The sequence below is a fragment of the Croceitalea rosinachiae genome (genome assembly GCF_031846445.1).
Taxonomy (GTDB): domain Bacteria; phylum Bacteroidota; class Bacteroidia; order Flavobacteriales; family Flavobacteriaceae; genus Croceitalea; species Croceitalea rosinachiae.
In genome coordinates this window covers 486,312-501,937 of sequence record NZ_JAVRHR010000002.1, presented here as the reverse complement: position 1 = coordinate 501,937, position 15,626 = coordinate 486,312, and the positions used below count along the sequence as shown (strand labels likewise).

The window sequence follows — 15,626 nt, the reverse complement described above, 5'->3', positions numbered from 1 at the left end:
ACACAAATGAATTAATTAGTAAAACATTAAGTACTATAAGTTAGCACAAAAAGAGTTTAGTTTAGTGTTCTTTAACAGAGATTAACAGTTAAGCTGTTTGAAATGAAAGTAATACTATTAATTTATAACAAATCAGTTTCCCTTATAGCCCTTGATCCTCGGTACCAGCAGCAATTCGGTCTGGCGTCCATTCACATACCTAAACCCATCTTCACCATAAAAACCCGCTTCTTCTAACATGATACGAATATCTCTTTTCCATTCAGGAACGTTGATTGTGGTATTCAATTCAATGGCATAAACAGTATTGATGTTCAGCGGATAATTTTCACCATCATCTTTCATAACACCGTCTTGTGCATCCCACATACCTATGGTCGTACCCGCCGAGTGGCCGTAAGAACCAAGTGGATGCGTATAAATGGAAGGGCGATAGCCAGCTGCTTTGGCTTCAGCGCGAGCCTTGGCCAAAATTTCATTACCGGTTCTTCCAACAATCATATTATCGGTTAAAAAATCCTGAACCCTATTCCCAGCCTTTAAGCCATCAATTAAAAACTTCGGAGCCTGTGTTTCATTAGGCTTTAGAACATAGGCCAATTGCTGGCAGTCGGTATTCAGTCTCAAATATGAAATACCCATATCACAATGCAGTAAATCTCCTGGTAAAATAATCATATCCTCAGGTTTGTCTGAGAATGAATATAAATTAGCTTCAGACTTAGCACTGGTTCGCTGCACATCTACCGTAGGATGAAACCAAGTTTCCAAACCTAAATCCGTTATTTTTTGTCGCATCCACCAAACTACTTCTGATGTTTTAGTAACTCCTGGTGTAATTACTTTCTCAGAAAAAGCCTCCATTATGATGTCGGTTGTGATGTCGACCAATTGAGTATAAATGACCATCTCACGTTCGGTTCGAGTTTCAATCCATCGTACTGCTAGTTGCTCTGCAGACACTACTTTACTATGATACTTTTTTGGAAGGTTTTGAAGGAATTCTTCATAATCAGTTTTTACCAAGCCATCAGCTATATTATGGTCATTGGAGAAATTCAATCCTATTTTCTTTGGATCCCGCTCCTCAATCAATTGCATCAAACGCCTCCATTGATTGGGTTCTTTTTCCTTATCCCAAGCAGATGTAATGTTCTTTCCTACATTATAGCGAGCTACAGCTAGCTTGTGAATGCTATCGTTGGCTTTATCTCGATAAAAAAGTAGTATGGTTCTTCGTCTAGCATTTAACCAAGTGGCAGGAAGCATCGTTTTTAATACCGGATCCTCATTGTATTCTCTTGATATGATCACCCACATATCGATATCCGTCTTATCCATTAATTCAGGTAACAGATTGTTGAACTTTTCTGCTAAAATTTCGTCAACGACTTGGGCTCGTTCATTTTCAGGCAAAACCTGTTGGGCTGTTAAAATCGATGAAAAAAGTACTGTAAGTAAAAATAAAATGTTTTTCATATTGTTAATTTTCTAATACCTGAAAATACCTAAATCATGGATATAAAAAAAACGCCTCACGATGCTTTTTATAAATATTTCTGTAAAATCAAGACCAATGTTTTTGGGCGGTCAACTTTACCATTTTTTGTTTCTACAAAAGAAGGTGCGATAAAAACCTCTTTAGGTATTTCATATTTGGACAATAACCCCAAAGATTTAATTGATTGTATAATTTCATCATATTTTCGTTCTCCTTCTACTATCAAAATTAATTTCTGACCTAAACTTTTATCTGGAATTCCAGCTACAAAAAATCGATTTTCGAAGAATCCAAAAAGCTTAGCTTCTATCTGTTCAGGAATCAATTTTATCCCTCCTGAATTAATAATGTTATCAAACCGACCTAACCATTTAAAGCTATTATCTCCAATTAGTTCAACAATATCATTTGTGACTATAGTGGAATCAGAAATTTTTGGCGCGTCTATGACCAAGCACTCCCGATTATCAGTTGAGATAATAATATTCGGCAACGTATGGAATAAAACCTCATCAAGTGATTTTTCATTACTTAAATTTCTTGCTGCAATATGGGTAATCGTCTCGGTCATTCCATAAGTTTCAAAACAATTTGTAATAAGACCTTCTAAACTTTGTTTTAATGAGCTTGAAACTGCTGCTCCACCCAGTATTAAGGTTTTGATTTGATTCAGGTTTTCCAATGCATTTTTTGCTTGCATCGGTACCATGGCGCAAAAATTGTAGGTATTACTATTGTTCAAAAGTGGATTAGAACTTGGCGCAACAATGTCAAGTTCCAACCCTAAAACTATTGCACGTACCAGCATCATTTTACCTGCTATAAAATCAGCAGACAGACAAAGCAAAGCAGAATCACCAGGTTTCAAACGAAAGAAATTCCCTGTGGCCAAAGCAGAATTGACCATCTGTGATTTCTTGAGAGAAATTTGTTTGGGTATACCTGTTGAACCAGAAGTTTGCACTATTATTTCAATGGAGTCATTGAACCAATCAAGCAAAAAGCCCCCTATGGAAATTTCATGTTCTTCACCTTCTTTGATTAAGCTATAACCAATCTCAATTAGCTCTTCTTGAGAAAAACTTTGACCGTTAAGCTTGAAGTTCTTGTGTACCATCCTCTAGTGAAGCAACAAATTGCTCTTTACTCAATACCTTACCTGCTAGCCTATCTTTCCAATTGGTCCAATTGTATTTCTTTGATAAGATGTACAAAAGAATGGGGAAAATTACAAAAACTGGAATAAGGACATCCCAACTTAAGCCTGGCTCAGAAATATCTTTGAAAATAGAATTTGTTTGGAAAGCTGTCCAGTCCGCAGTGACTAATAATGCTGTAATCAAGTTGTTAGCGGCATGAAAACCCAATGCCAATTCTAAGCCCTCGTCCATTAGGGTCATTATCCCTAAAAAGAAACCTGTTCCAATATAATAGACCATAATGCCATAACCTAGTTTTTCAACTTCAGGATTTGCAATATGCATCAATCCAAATAAAACTGAAGTAATCACTAAAGGTATCCATCTATTCTTTGCTATTATTCCTATCCCTTGCATCATATGTCCTCTAAAAAGATACTCTTCAAAACTTGTTTGTAATGGCACTAATGCTATAGCAATTAAGGCTAGCATCAAAAATTTAGTCCACTCAAAATTTAGGACATAATCATCAGGTGAGAAGTAAACATCTAATAGCGTAAAAAATATTGTAATAACACTCCATAGGGTAAATACAAAGAAAACTCTTTTCCAATCAATTTTTTTTCTACTTGTAGTGAGACTCGTTACTGATTGCCTATGCACTAACCATGTCCAACCTAAAACGATGAAAAGAAAAAAAGCAAGTGGCGCTAACAAGGTAATTAAGACGATATTGGAGCCTAAGTTTTCTATCATTATGGCCATCGAATCTTCTATGTCTATAGGGGAAATCAAAAGCATTATATAATTCACTACCATTAAGGCAATAAAGCCTATAGGAAGTACAAAGTATTTCCACAAACCTATCTCTCCTTTATACCCTTGCTCTATGTACATAAATCTTCGATTAAATTATCTTGCCAAGTTACTTGATTTTGATATAATAACTTTCCATCCGAAACTTTCAATGGGCTGCTAAAATTGTTGGTGAACAAACTCCCGGTGCCTAATCCTTGTGGCATACTATTTTTTAGAGTATAGGTCCATTGCGCTATGGCATTCAACCCTATATTACTCTCCAGAGCACTTGTCACCCACCAACCTATATTTAAATTCTTTGCAATTTCAATCCATTCTTGGCTTCCTTTGTATCCGCCGATTAAACTCGGTTTTAAAATGATATATTGCGGATTTACAGTTAGTAGCATTTCTCGCTTTTCTGTTACATCAGATATTCCAATTAATTCTTCGTCCAGTGCAATAGGTAAAGGGGTTTGTTTGCATAAATTAGCCATTACCCTCCAGTTTTTCGGTTTAATGGGCTGCTCTATGGAATGTAAATCATATACTGCCAATTTTTCTAATTTCACTAAAGCTTCTTCAGGTTTAAAAGCTCCATTGGCATCGACTCGTAGTTCAATGGTATCTTTATCGAAATTTTCTCTAATCGTTGCCAAAAGTTGTAACTCTGTAACAAAATCAATGGCTCCTATCTTCATCTTAATACATTTGAAGCCTTGGGTAATTTTATCCTTTATTTGTCTTAACATGAAATCCTTTTCACCCATCCAAATTAATCCATTGATTGCTATTTCGGCATTATTTTGGGTAAATCTGGAAGGAAATAACTCAAAGGGAATTGTTGATTTAAGTGATAAAAAAGCCTGCTCCAAGCCAAATTGAATTGAAGGAAAATCTTGAAGTTGCTCTATTAATTTTTCTAGACCAATATGAATATTCGAGCAGGTCCATCTTAACTTGGTTTCATAATCAGGTCTATCATCAATACTAAGCCCTCTTAAAATGCCACATTCCCCAATTCCGATACGCTCATTCTCTTTAAGGATAATAAACCATGTCTCTTTTTTGGTAAGTATACCCCTAGAAGTTCCACTAGGTATTCTAAAATCTAAGATGTACTTTTTACAAATGGCCTTCATGCCTGACGAAATTAGTTATATTTTAGGGTTAAAGCATTTAAATGGACAAATTGAAAGATAAAGTTATTTGGGTCACAGGTGCCTCTTCCGGAATTGGGAAAGAATTGGCATATCAGCTTAGCAAAAGAAATTGTAAACTCATACTCTCTGCCAGAAGAAAAGAAGTTCTGGAAAAAGTCAAAAACCAATGTTCGAATCCAAAGGATGTAAAAATTCTTCCATTGGATATTATTGAATTTGAAAAAGCCGACTCCTATGTCGAGATAGCTATTGATCTGTTTGGAAAAGTGGATATCCAAATCAATAATGCTGGAGTGAGCCAGCGCTCTTTAATTGCCGAAACAGATTTTAGTGTCTATAAAACTATTATGGATATTGATTATTTGGGCACCGTAGCTTTGAGCAAGGCAATATTACCACACTTCATGTTAAACAACGCTGGGCATTATGTAGTAGTAAGCAGTTTAATGGGCAAATTTTCATCTCCGTATCGTTCTGGTTATTGTGGTGCTAAGCATGCATTGCACGGGTTCTTTGATGCTATGCGCATGGAACATGAAAAACATGGAGTAAGAGTAACTATGGTATGCCCAGGTTTTGTGAACACAAATATTGCAAAAAGTGCCTTAACCGGAGACGGGACTTTACAGGAAAGCAATGACAGTGCTACACAAAATGGTTTGTCTACGACCAATTTTTGCAACAAAATGATAACCGCTATAAAGAAAGAAAAATTTGAAGTTTATATTGGAGGCAAAGAAGTAAAGGGAGTATTTATAAAGCGCTTCTTTCCAAAACTCTTACATAAACTGGTCTTAAAAAGCCAGGTCCGTTAATTATTTAAAATTGAACCAGAAACGGACTCCTTCTTTAGTCTTATCAATATTCAGTTTCGATTGTAATTGATTTACCAATCTATTGATAAGACGCAGTCCCATTGATGAGTTGGTACGTTCATCAGTATCCTCAGGAAGCCCTATACCATTATCGGCATATTCAAAGTAACCCCCTTCTCCATTTTTTCTTAAATGAATATAAATTTTCCCGTTCTCGTCACTTTCAGGAAAAGCGTATTTAAAACTATTGGAAACTAATTCGTTAAGTATAAGACCAAATGGAATAGCTCGATCAATATCTAGCTCAGTAGCTTCTGCATCAACTGTAATACTGATATTGTGACCACCCTTTTTATAAACAGATTGTACGCTATTGATTAGGCTTTCAATATAGCCCTGCATTTCAATTACAGAAAGATCGTCATTCTGGTATAATTTCTGGTGTATTAAAGCCATAGCCTTCACCCTGCTTTTTCCTTCTTCAAGCGCTACAATGGCTGCTTTACTTTTCGTATTTCTAGTCTGTAGGCTTAAAAGACTTGATACCATTTGAAGGTTATTCTTAACCCTATGGTGAATTTCCTTAAGTAATGATTCCTTCTCTTTTAAAGAATTTTCAATAAAATGCTTCTGTTCAGCAATTAAACGTTGGTTTTTTATACTTTTTAAATATGCATAAACAAGTCCTGCAAATCCTAAAAGCGTAAATACCAATGATATGAAAACCAAATTGATGCGCTCATCTTTGGCCTGAATTTCACTTCTGATTTTTTCATTAGCCAACTTTTGCTCGTTAATCAATTTTCTTGAATTCTCTAAATCTGACGTTCCAACAATGGCAACTAATTGTTGTTTTAAAATAGAGAGCTCATTAGCCTTTAAAGAATCAGTAATACGCTCATTACGCTTATAAAATGTTGATGCACTTTTGAAACTCTCAATTTTATCGTAATAATAAGCCAATAAACGGTTTCTCTTCAACTCTTGTTGTACGGTCATCTCATCATATGATTCTTCTAGTAATCGCTTTGCCGTCCTATTATTATCAAGTTGAAGATGTGCTTCTGCCAAGTAAAGCCTGTTGTCTATAATTTGGTCTTTATATTTACCATTGTTATATTCTGAAAGTACATCGATACTTTCTTTTAAATGCGGAATAGCCTCTATATAGTTTTTTAGCAAAACGTGTGACTTACCTATATTCCCCTCAATTTCGGCTTTTAAAAATTCACTTTCAAAGATTTCTTTCTCTGACTTCTGTTTAGAAATATCATTTATAAAAACTTCTAAAAACCCGTTAGCCTTGTTGTATTCCGTTATAGCTGTTGGAGCAGATTTGTCTAGTCTCAAATAATTGCCTACGATATTATGGTGTCGTGCCAAGGCCAAATGGTCATTATCAGATATTGTAGGTTTTACCGCCAATATATATTGCTTCATAGCCTGTCGATATAAGCCCATATTGGCATAAATATCATAAAAGGCCACCCCTTCTGTAAGACCTAGGTTCTTCTTCGCTTCTCGCGTCTCAATCTGTTTGTCATACATCTGAAGTTTGCCATAATTCTCATCTAACAGCGTTAGCACTAAAGCCGTTGTACTTTTATTCAAACTGTCTTTCTTAGCGTAAATCTCCTTTGCTATTGCGATACTCTTATCATAATCACCAATATCTTTGTATAATTGCGCTTGCATGACACGATAGGTGCTTATCGCCGAAGAATCTTTGGTAATCTCCGAACTATTGAGATAAACATTAACTACCTCTAACCAATCATAAGCTGAATCTTGAACGTACCTGTTAGGCATATCAAAAAACAATTCCAATTTTTGCGGTGCACTTTGAGCGTCTTTAAATTCGCTCAACAAATTAACCTCTGCGCTGTCTAAAGTTTGAGTATAGGTAATATTAAAACCTAATGATAGGAAGAATGTTAAAATGAATAATTTTACTTTACTTAACATGCTACTTTGGCTTATCTGTATAACCGTCTAATTAAAATGATTGAATTTTGCTTATACCTTAATTAAAATTACTTTGATTCAATCAGTTGTTTAAATTTTTGTTGTAAAACCTGTTCGAAAACGTGGTAAAAAGACTTAAAATTAGTTAATGTCGATTATCTGTCTTTTAATTTAATTAACCATGTTGCAACAATAAAAAAGACTGTACATTTTAAAGTACAGTCCTTAATACAATATTTTGAGTGTAAGATTTGGGATTCTTTTGACACGAGTCCAAAAATAAAGTGAATGAAACCTGTTTGCGGAAATATGTTGTGAAAGTGTCATTTTATGTTGTGAAACCTGCCCACATCAATATTAACATACACTTTATCGATGTTTTCTGTATTTCATAGATTTTGATGCCGTTAAGGGTAAATTACACTGCCTCTATTTTTGGAAGAAAGTTTTTCTCATCTATAAAGTATACGAACTAAAAAGCATCCAATTTCGGATGCTTTTCAAAATAAAATATGTGGTTCTTCCTCCTAAGAATTCATGGAAGAAATAATAAATTCTTTAAAATCTTTTGAAATAGGAATCAATGTATTGTTAATCATAATATCCTTAGAGTTAATGGCATCTATATGATCTACATTAACGATATAAGATTTGTGAGCTCTATAAAACTTATGTTTGGGCAATTTTTCTAAATAATCTTTCAGCGGTGACCTAACCAGAAACTTTTTGTCAACAGTGTTTACTTCTAAATAAACATTATCTGCCTTGATAAATTGAATATCACCAAACTGAATACGGTAATATAGATGTTGTTTTTTGACAAAAATAGAATCTTTCAACACCGAATTGGACATAAAACTATCGCCATCGGTATCAGTACCAATCTCTTTACTGTCAGCTTTTCGAGAATAATTGAAATTAGAAAGTGCAATTTCAATGGACGTGTATAAATCTTGCTGCTCAAAAGGCTTTACCAAATAACCATCTGGTTTAACGGTTTTCGCGTTTTCAACAGTAGCTTTATCAGAATTTGATGTAACAAAAATAAATGGAATGTTATAAGCATCTCTGATGTGCTTGCCTAAATCAATACCAGTTTTGTCAGAAGCGAGAATGATATCAATCAGTACCAAATCAACATGATTGTTTTTAAGTACTTCTACAGCTTGCTCATAAACAATTACATTATCGACTACTTCGTATCCAATTTCTTCCAACATGGACTGCATGTCATCTGCAATGATAACATTATCCTCTACAATAAGAATTTTTATGGGGTGTTCCAAACTAACTTGGTTTTTAGATATTTTTAACAGTCAAAATTACGAAAAATAATTTATCGTAAAATAAAACGCTAATGCCGTAAAAAAAGTACTTAAAGCTAGCTTTTTTAATTCGGGATCTAAAAGCTTGGGTTCTGAAGTTCTCAAAACTTTTAAAACATGAAAAAAAATTGGAACAAAAAAAAGTAAATACATCGAAGATACCAATGACTTAAAATTAAAGAAAGTATACATTGTAAAGCTCAAAAAGGCTAAAAAGAGTAAAGTATAATGATACTTTTTCCCCTTTTCAAAACCTATCTTTACTATCAAGGTATTTTTACTATGATGTTTGTCAGATTCAAAATCGCGTAGGTTATTTAAATTTAAAACTCCAACACATAAAAAGCCAACGGCTATCGCTGGTAAAAAATCTAAACTATTTATTTGTTTGGCATATAGAAACTTTGTTCCAAGTACGGAGAGTATTCCAAAGAACAAAAAAACAAATACATCTCCCAATCCACGATATCCGTATGGTGAATCACCCATTGTATACCTTAAAGATGCCCAAATACTCAAAATTCCTAGCACTAAGAACAATAGTATATACCCTATTTTTTCCGGACCAAATGAGATGTAGACCAAAAATACCGTCAAGCAAAAACTAATTGCTGCACATATGATTATTCCCAGTTTTAACTCTCTTTTTGTCAATAGGCCGCTTTGTAACGCTCTTTTTGGCCCAATACGTTGTTCATTGTCAGTTCCTTTGATACCATCGCCATAATCATTGGCGAAATTTGAAGTAATCTGAAAGGTAATCGTTGTGGCAATTGCAAGTGAAAATATCAAACCATCTGAAAAACCAGCATAATTCGCCAATGCAGTACCCAATAAAATTCCAGAAACGGATAAAGGTAATGTACGAAGTCTAGCGGCGCTTATCCAAGCTTTAATTTTGCCCAATCAGACGGTGGTATTAATTTGCAGCTTCTATTTTAACTCTCTTACCATCTTTGTAAGAAGCAACAAAAGCATCTGAAAAACCTATATTGACCAATTGTTTCCTAAAGGTTTGTGCCTCTTCAAGAGTCTCAAAATTACCCAATGAATATGCGTAAAAAGGATTAGTCTTAACAAAAAGAGTATTGGTCAATGCTTCTGAAGCCAGAGCTGCATTATTTTCGACAAAAGATTTTACCTGAACTGAATAAATTGTTTCTTTTTCTAAAAACTCTTTTGCAAGATAAAATTCTTTTACCAAGCTAAGTTCTTGGTTTTGCATTTTCAGATTGTCATTTCTAGTTTTCCAAGCATCTAGACTATCTATGGATACCAGTATATTATTTTGGTTAGAATTTGAGGTTCTAACACCAACGTTATAAAGGGTTACACCAAAAATCCAAGCTAAAAAAAGTACCGTTGCACCCGCGAAAATGTTTCGTTGGATCTTGAATTTTTTAAGGTCTTTGTTTTTAAATTTTATTTGGTCGAGCAGTCGCTCATTAATTATTTGAGATTTTTCGATATCCTTATGAAGGTCCAATAAATCATTCTCTTCTATAAAAGGCATATTGCTGAAAATTAATTTAATATTATTTTAAACAAATAGTTATCAGTAAGTTAAATTTGGAAATTATTACAAATGTAGAATTTTTAAATAAACAAAAAAATATAGCTCTATTGATAGTATATTTCATTTGCAACATCTGCTATTCTACTTTAATCAGGTACTACATAGATTCCATCATCTTTAATTAAAATCTTTCTATTTCTGTACAATACTCCGATACCTTTTTTAAAGGCCTTTTTACTGATTTGAAACTGCTTTTTGATAAGCTCTGGATCAGATTTATCATTAAGTGGTAAAAAACCATTATTGGCTACCAATTCATCATAAATATTTTCGGCGGTAGTGTCTAACATCTTACTACCTATTGGCTGCAAAGCAATATCTATTTTATTATCTTCTCTTATGTGTTTTACAAAGCAAGTCAATTTCAAACCAATAGAGATTGGTCTAAAAACATCGCTGTAAAATAACAGTCCTTTATGTTTATTATCTATAATTACTTCCCAACCCAAATCTGTTTTTCTGCTAACCAGAGCAGAAACTTCATCATTTACCTGCAAACTAAGATTGTCATTGCTCAAAAATTTATCTAACTTATTTGACGCTACCAATCTAAAACTTTGTTCATCTAAATAACAGAAAACCACATACCAATTCCCCTCTTGCATTTTTAATCGCTGTTCTCTAAAGGGAACTAATAAATGTTTCTCTAAACCCCAATCTAAAAATGCCCCAAATTGGTTCACTTCAGCAACTTTTAAAAAACCAAATCTGTTTCTTTGAACATGAGGAGTTAAAGTTGTAGCTATTGGTCTCTCCATATGGTCTAAATAGCAAAACACCTTTAACTTATCATCAATCTGCACATTCTCGGGAACATATTTATTGGGTAAAAGAATTTCAGTACCATCATCATCCCCTAAAAAAACTCCAACACTTGTACTTCTTAAAACACCCAACGTATTATAATTGCCCAATTCTATCATATTGCAAAAGTACATCAAATAAAAAACCGCGCTTATATTAATTAAGCGCGGTTCAATAATATGTTAATCGAAAAACCTAGTTGTAAATTGACTCCTTACCAAAATGTTTCGCCAATTGGTAGTAAATCACAGCACGGTGTTTATTCTTGTTTGAACGACCGTACTTTTCAATTACTGAATTAATGGCTTCCATCAACTTAGGACTGTCATCCATACCTAATTTTTTCATCAGAAAATTATTTTTGACGGTCTCTAATTCTTTATCGTCACCACCAGAAACTTTTGAAGCATCTAGGTTGTAAATGGCGGGACCAAGACCGATAGCCACCTTTGTTAGTAAATCCATATCAGGAGTTTCACCAAATTTCTCTTTAATGTCAGCCGCGTACTTTTCTATTAACTCGTCTCTTTTACTCATAATTGTTAGTGTTCTAATTAGAAAATTATATAATAACCTCTAAGATATAAAATCAAAGTAACCAAGCAAAATTTTGTTGTTCACCGTTCTAGGTGTAAAAATCTCAAGCAATTTTGGTTTTTTGGATTTGTTATAAAAGGTTTGCCATACTTTTTTCAAAGATTCATCATCATCGGCTTTATGATAATCAAAACCGTATTGCTGGCTTAAATAATAAGCATTAAGATTATGTGAGGTCTCAAAAAAGGTTTTATAGTTTTCAGACTCATCATTGCCCGGTAATATTCTAAAAATCCCGCCCCCAGAATTGTTGATAATTACAATTCTAAAATCGTTTCTGATATAATTGTTCCATAAGGCATTGCTATCATAGAAAAAACTCAAATCACCTGTAATAAGGAGCGTAGGGTGTTTTTCATATATTGAAGCACCTATTGCAGTAGCTGTTGATCCATCTATGCCGCTTGTACCTCGGTTACAAAAAACCTTTATCGAAGGCTTCATATCAAATAGCTGCGCATACCTTACTGTAGAACTATTGGCTAAATGAACCTGGTAATTTTCTGGAATGGTCTGCGCTAAAAATTCAAATGCTCTAAAATCTGAAAAAGAAACTTGTCCGATATACTTTTCTCTAGATTTTTCGTAGGCCAATTTCACCTTCTTCCATTGTTTGAAATAGACACTCTGATTAAATTCAGTTGTGGATAAAAAGGTTTTGAAAAAATTATTAGGATTTGTCTTAAAATGACGCGTTAACGAAAAATAGGTATCATATGCTTTTATTTTATCAACATGCCAATGGTGTTTTGGTTTGTACTCTCGCAAGAAAGCCTTAATTTTTTTTGAAACAATCAAGCCGCCAAAAGTCAATAAAATCTCTGGTTGTAAATCTTTGAATAAGGAATCTCTTTTTGCAGATTTCTCAATGGGAAAAATAATGCTATCAATACTTGGGAAGAAATTGGGATGATGCAAGTTTGAGGTAGTTTCGGTAAACACAATTACCGATGGGTCATTTGCCAAAATATCTAATAAATATTCATCTATTTCATTAGGATGGTTAACTCCGACCAAAACCATTTTCTTTTTAGAGCCATTCCAAAGTTTCTGAAAAACATCAATGTCCATCAAAACATTGCTATTCAAAATTGGTGTTGCTATTGAAAACTTATCTTCAGTTTCAAATTCTTTAGTATTGTACAATGGCTCTTCAAAAGGAATATTAATATGTACAGGTAGTTCTTGGTTAAAAGCACAACTCAGAACCTTTTCAAGTTCTCTCTGATTGTATTCGTCAATTGCTTGTTGTGAATCAGAGTTTAATTGTGGGGCATATTTTTTTAACCGTTCCATGGCGTGAGTGGCATCCAACTTTAAATTTGCAGAATACCCTATATGTCGTTCAAAGACATTATCCTGTCGGATAGTCTGTCCGTCACCTACATCGATTTTATAAGGTGGCCTATCGGCAGAGACAACTACTAATGGGACTCTACTATAAAATGCCTCTGCCACAGCAGGATAATAGTTTAAAAGTGCACTTCCTGATGTGCATACGATAGCAACTGGTTCTTTTTTTTGCAATGCTATTCCCATTGCAAAAAATGCTGCACAACGCTCATCTACAATACTGTAACACTTAAAAAAATGATTATTAGTAAAGTTTATGGTTAGAGGCGCATTTCTGGAACCAGGGGATATTACAATATGTTTTATGCCCTGTGCCCTAAAAGCAGAAACGACCGCACGGGCCGATGGTATGCTTGATTGTTTCATGCTTAACAAAAATACATACTCAAAATTTGAAAACCGAATGTTTTGATGGTAACATCAAAGTAATGAAAGCATTGTTCGGGTTTTATTTTCTGTTTCCTCCCATTCATTCTCTGGGTTGGAATCTTTAGTGATTCCTCCACCAACAAAAATAGTTGCCTGATTTTGGTTCAAACTCATGCATCTAAGATTTACAAACAATGATGTATTGGCAGACTGGCCTAAATTTAGCTCACCCAAAAAGCCCGTATAAAAACTTCTAGCATAACCCTCGTGGGCCCTTATAAACTTTTTTGCCCGCTTTTTAGGAAGACCGCAAACTGCGGGGCTAGGATGCATTTTATAAATCAGTTCTTTTAAGTCATTTTTTTTTGTTAAAGTTGCGGTAATATTGGTTTTAAGATGCCACAAGCTACCCGCCTTGATTGACTCCACCTTTGATACCTCAATGTCATTTAAGATTTCTTTGAGCTCCTCCAACAAAAATGTAGTCACCATTTGTTGCTCATCTAATTCTTTCTTGGTCCACTGAGCCTTTTCATCATCAACGACAGGTAAGGTGCCCGCTAATGATGTGGTACGAAGAACACCCTTATTGACCGACAACAACTGCTCAGGTGAAGCCCCGAGCCACATTCCAACTTTTGGGTGGTACCAAACATAACAGAAAGCATTTGTGTATAGTTGCAACGCCAATTTGAGCATCGCTAAAAAACTGCTATTTGTCTCAACGTTTATCATTCTCGACAAAACGACCTTTTCAAGGTTACCAGCTTTAATTTCATTGATGCTTTTATTTATTAAATTGATATGTTCCTCTTTACCCCTATTACTAGGGTTAATTTCTTTAAAAAAAATCTGGTCTTGAACTATATATTCAGAAACAAAAAAAGAGTCGGGTTTCAACAAAATAGAATTCTGCTCAGAATCAAACGGAGCAAACAGAAATCCACTTTCTTGAAAATCTAATGCATAATGTTCTACGTCATCATTTTGAAAAACGGTAAAAATTTCTTGACTATTTGGAAAAGAATAAATCGCAAATGGAAGGTTTGCTGCTCGCTGTCCTTCAACTTTTTGAAATATTTCAGCTAGTTCAATTCTTTTTGGGGAGTGCAATGGTAGTCAATTTACAATTTGAAATCAATTCATTGGATTCATTCGTCACCTTAATCTCCCATAGTTGGGTAGTCTTACCTTTATGGATAATTATCGCTCTGGCATATACATATCCTTCACGAGCGCTTTTTACATGATTTGCGGCTATTTCAATCCCTCGGACAAAAAACTCATTTCCATCCAAAAAAATGTATGATGCAGCACTACCGACACTTTCCGCCAAAGCCACTGTTGCTCCTCCATGCAGCACGCCGTCTGGCTGATACACCCTAGAATTGACTGGCATTCTCCCTATCAAAAAATTCTCACCAACATCAACATATTCAATATCAAGAGTTTCCATCAAGGTGCCTTTACAAATCTGATTGCAAACCGATAAAATCTTTTTCTTGTGTTCTTCCATTTCAAATTTTATGTAAAATTACATATAACAATTTCAATAAATAGCCCCTATTTTTGAATATGGCAATTAATAGACACGAAGTTACTTACACTTCAATAAACTCATATGAAACCCTAAATGAATTAACGACTGATACCAAAAATGTTTGGATCGTTTTTCATGGTATGGGTTTTTTGAGTCGTTACTTTTTAAAACACTTTAGATTTTTGAACGTAAACGAGAATTACATTATTTGTCCACAAGCGCCATCAAAATATTATTTAAAGGATGATTTTAAACATGTCGGAGCAAGTTGGTTGACAAAAGAAGACACTTCACAAGAAACTAAAAACGTGCTAAATTATATTGATGCTGTATTGTTTACTGCGAATATACCAAAAGATGTTAACATCATATTATTTGGATTTTCTCAAGGCGTGTCAATTGCAATGCGTTGGTTAGTCAGCAGAAAATTCAATTGCGATAAATTGGTTTTATATGCTGGTGGTATTCCTAATGAAATTGAACCAAAAGATATATTTTTTCTTAGTCAAACAGAAGTTAAAATCATCTATGGTGACTCTGATAAGTATCTAACTCCAAAACGTTTAGCAATAGAAAACAAAAAGATAAAATTGTTGTTTGGTAAAAAGGCCGATGTGATTAACTTTAATGGAGGGCATGAAATCAAACAAGAACTTTTCGAAAAAATAATGACTTAGTTTT

Annotated in this window: 15 protein-coding genes; 2 read left to right on the top strand and 13 right to left on the bottom strand. The window is 34.2% G+C overall.

The genetic code is table 11. The features are described 5' to 3' along the window. Window positions 1-132: 132 nt before the first annotated feature. The 4 genes from RM706_RS10035 to RM706_RS10020 all read right to left on the bottom strand — a co-directional run bounded on the left by RM706_RS10035 (window position 133) and on the right by RM706_RS10020 (window position 4,580). Window positions 133-1,479 (bottom strand): M24 family metallopeptidase, encoded by a 1,347-nt coding sequence (locus tag RM706_RS10035; protein ID WP_311350997.1) that lies wholly within the window; start codon window positions 1,477-1,479, stop codon window positions 133-135. A 68-nt stretch (window positions 1,480-1,547) separates the two neighbouring features. After that, window positions 1,548-2,618 (bottom strand): AMP-binding protein, encoded by a 1,071-nt coding sequence (locus RM706_RS10030; RefSeq protein ID WP_311350995.1) that lies wholly within the window; start codon window positions 2,616-2,618, stop codon window positions 1,548-1,550. Continuing rightward, window positions 2,593-3,537, bottom strand: coding sequence for a CPBP family intramembrane glutamic endopeptidase (locus RM706_RS10025; protein ID WP_311350992.1), 945 nt, complete (start codon window positions 3,535-3,537; stop codon window positions 2,593-2,595). The genes RM706_RS10030 and RM706_RS10025 overlap by 26 nt, the downstream gene beginning before the upstream one ends. Then, entirely contained in the window at window positions 3,528-4,580 is a 1,053-nt protein-coding gene (locus tag RM706_RS10020) for an o-succinylbenzoate synthase (RefSeq protein ID WP_311350990.1), read from the bottom strand. Before RM706_RS10020 ends, RM706_RS10025 begins: the two co-directional genes overlap by 10 nt. Before the next feature lie 41 nt (window positions 4,581-4,621). Here RM706_RS10020 and RM706_RS10015 point away from each other — a divergent pair, with 41 nt between their 5' ends. Further along, the gene (locus tag RM706_RS10015; protein WP_311350988.1) at window positions 4,622-5,416 is read left to right on the top strand and encodes an SDR family oxidoreductase; all 795 of its coding nucleotides are present in this window, start codon (window positions 4,622-4,624) and stop codon (window positions 5,414-5,416) included. On the opposite strand, the gene RM706_RS10010 is transcribed toward RM706_RS10015, so the two are convergent. From RM706_RS10010 to RM706_RS09970, 9 genes are all read right to left on the bottom strand, one after another. Beyond that, complete coding sequence (locus tag RM706_RS10010) at window positions 5,417-7,381, bottom strand: sensor histidine kinase (protein ID WP_311350986.1); 1,965 nt, start codon at window positions 7,379-7,381, stop codon at window positions 5,417-5,419. Window positions 7,382-7,908: 527 nt separating this feature from the next. Beyond that, window positions 7,909-8,667 carry a LytR/AlgR family response regulator transcription factor gene (locus tag RM706_RS10005; protein WP_311350985.1) on the bottom strand — a complete coding sequence of 253 codons (759 nt, stop codon included), beginning with the start codon at window positions 8,665-8,667 and terminating at the stop codon, window positions 7,909-7,911. Between the two features lie 36 nt (window positions 8,668-8,703). Further along, the gene (menA, locus tag RM706_RS10000; protein ID WP_311350982.1) at window positions 8,704-9,612 is read right to left on the bottom strand and encodes a 1,4-dihydroxy-2-naphthoate octaprenyltransferase; all 909 of its coding nucleotides are present in this window, start codon (window positions 9,610-9,612) and stop codon (window positions 8,704-8,706) included. A gap of 13 nt (window positions 9,613-9,625) precedes the next feature. Then, window positions 9,626-10,219: an SPOR domain-containing protein gene (locus tag RM706_RS09995; RefSeq protein WP_311350981.1), complete on the bottom strand. Its 594-nt coding sequence runs from the start codon at window positions 10,217-10,219 to the stop codon at window positions 9,626-9,628. 149 nt (window positions 10,220-10,368) lie between these two features. After that, the gene (locus tag RM706_RS09990; RefSeq protein WP_311350979.1) at window positions 10,369-11,205 is read right to left on the bottom strand and encodes a CvfB family protein; all 837 of its coding nucleotides are present in this window, start codon (window positions 11,203-11,205) and stop codon (window positions 10,369-10,371) included. 76 nt (window positions 11,206-11,281) lie between these two features. Continuing rightward, window positions 11,282-11,623: a DUF2853 family protein gene (locus RM706_RS09985; RefSeq protein WP_311350977.1), complete on the bottom strand. Its 342-nt coding sequence runs from the start codon at window positions 11,621-11,623 to the stop codon at window positions 11,282-11,284. A 39-nt stretch (window positions 11,624-11,662) separates the two neighbouring features. After that, a complete protein-coding gene (gene menD, locus RM706_RS09980; RefSeq protein WP_311350975.1) occupies window positions 11,663-13,402 on the bottom strand; it encodes a 2-succinyl-5-enolpyruvyl-6-hydroxy-3-cyclohexene-1-carboxylic-acid synthase in 1,740 nt (579 codons plus the stop codon). A 54-nt stretch (window positions 13,403-13,456) separates the two neighbouring features. Then, window positions 13,457-14,518, bottom strand: a complete 1,062-nt coding sequence (locus tag RM706_RS09975; RefSeq protein WP_311350973.1) for a chorismate-binding protein — start codon at window positions 14,516-14,518, stop codon at window positions 13,457-13,459. After that, window positions 14,496-14,921 (bottom strand): PaaI family thioesterase, encoded by a 426-nt coding sequence (locus tag RM706_RS09970; RefSeq protein ID WP_311350971.1) that lies wholly within the window; start codon window positions 14,919-14,921, stop codon window positions 14,496-14,498. Before RM706_RS09970 ends, RM706_RS09975 begins: the two co-directional genes overlap by 23 nt. Before the next feature lie 59 nt (window positions 14,922-14,980). Between RM706_RS09970 and RM706_RS09965 the strand changes: the two genes are divergently transcribed. After that, entirely contained in the window at window positions 14,981-15,622 is a 642-nt protein-coding gene (locus tag RM706_RS09965) for an alpha/beta hydrolase (RefSeq protein WP_311350969.1), read from the top strand. Window positions 15,623-15,626 lie beyond the last annotated feature (4 nt).

Coding starts and splice junctions, on each gene's coding strand:
- RM706_RS10035 (WP_311350997.1), bottom strand. CDS start 1,479: ATGAAAAACATTTTATTTTTACTTACAGTACTTTTTTCATCGATTTTA.
- RM706_RS10030 (WP_311350995.1), bottom strand. CDS start 2,618: ATGGTACACAAGAACTTCAAGCTTAACGGTCAAAGTTTTTCTCAAGAA.
- RM706_RS10025 (WP_311350992.1), bottom strand. CDS start 3,537: ATGTACATAGAGCAAGGGTATAAAGGAGAGATAGGTTTGTGGAAATAC.
- RM706_RS10020 (WP_311350990.1), bottom strand. CDS start 4,580: ATGAAGGCCATTTGTAAAAAGTACATCTTAGATTTTAGAATACCTAGT.
- RM706_RS10015 (WP_311350988.1), top strand. CDS start 4,622: ATGGACAAATTGAAAGATAAAGTTATTTGGGTCACAGGTGCCTCTTCC.
- RM706_RS10010 (WP_311350986.1), bottom strand. CDS start 7,381: ATGTTAAGTAAAGTAAAATTATTCATTTTAACATTCTTCCTATCATTA.
- RM706_RS09995 (WP_311350981.1), bottom strand. CDS start 10,219: ATGCCTTTTATAGAAGAGAATGATTTATTGGACCTTCATAAGGATATC.
- RM706_RS09990 (WP_311350979.1), bottom strand. CDS start 11,205: ATGATAGAATTGGGCAATTATAATACGTTGGGTGTTTTAAGAAGTACA.
- RM706_RS09985 (WP_311350977.1), bottom strand. CDS start 11,623: ATGAGTAAAAGAGACGAGTTAATAGAAAAGTACGCGGCTGACATTAAA.
- menD (WP_311350975.1), bottom strand. CDS start 13,402: ATGAAACAATCAAGCATACCATCGGCCCGTGCGGTCGTTTCTGCTTTT.
- RM706_RS09970 (WP_311350971.1), bottom strand. CDS start 14,921: ATGGAAGAACACAAGAAAAAGATTTTATCGGTTTGCAATCAGATTTGT.
- RM706_RS09965 (WP_311350969.1), top strand. CDS start 14,981: ATGGCAATTAATAGACACGAAGTTACTTACACTTCAATAAACTCATAT.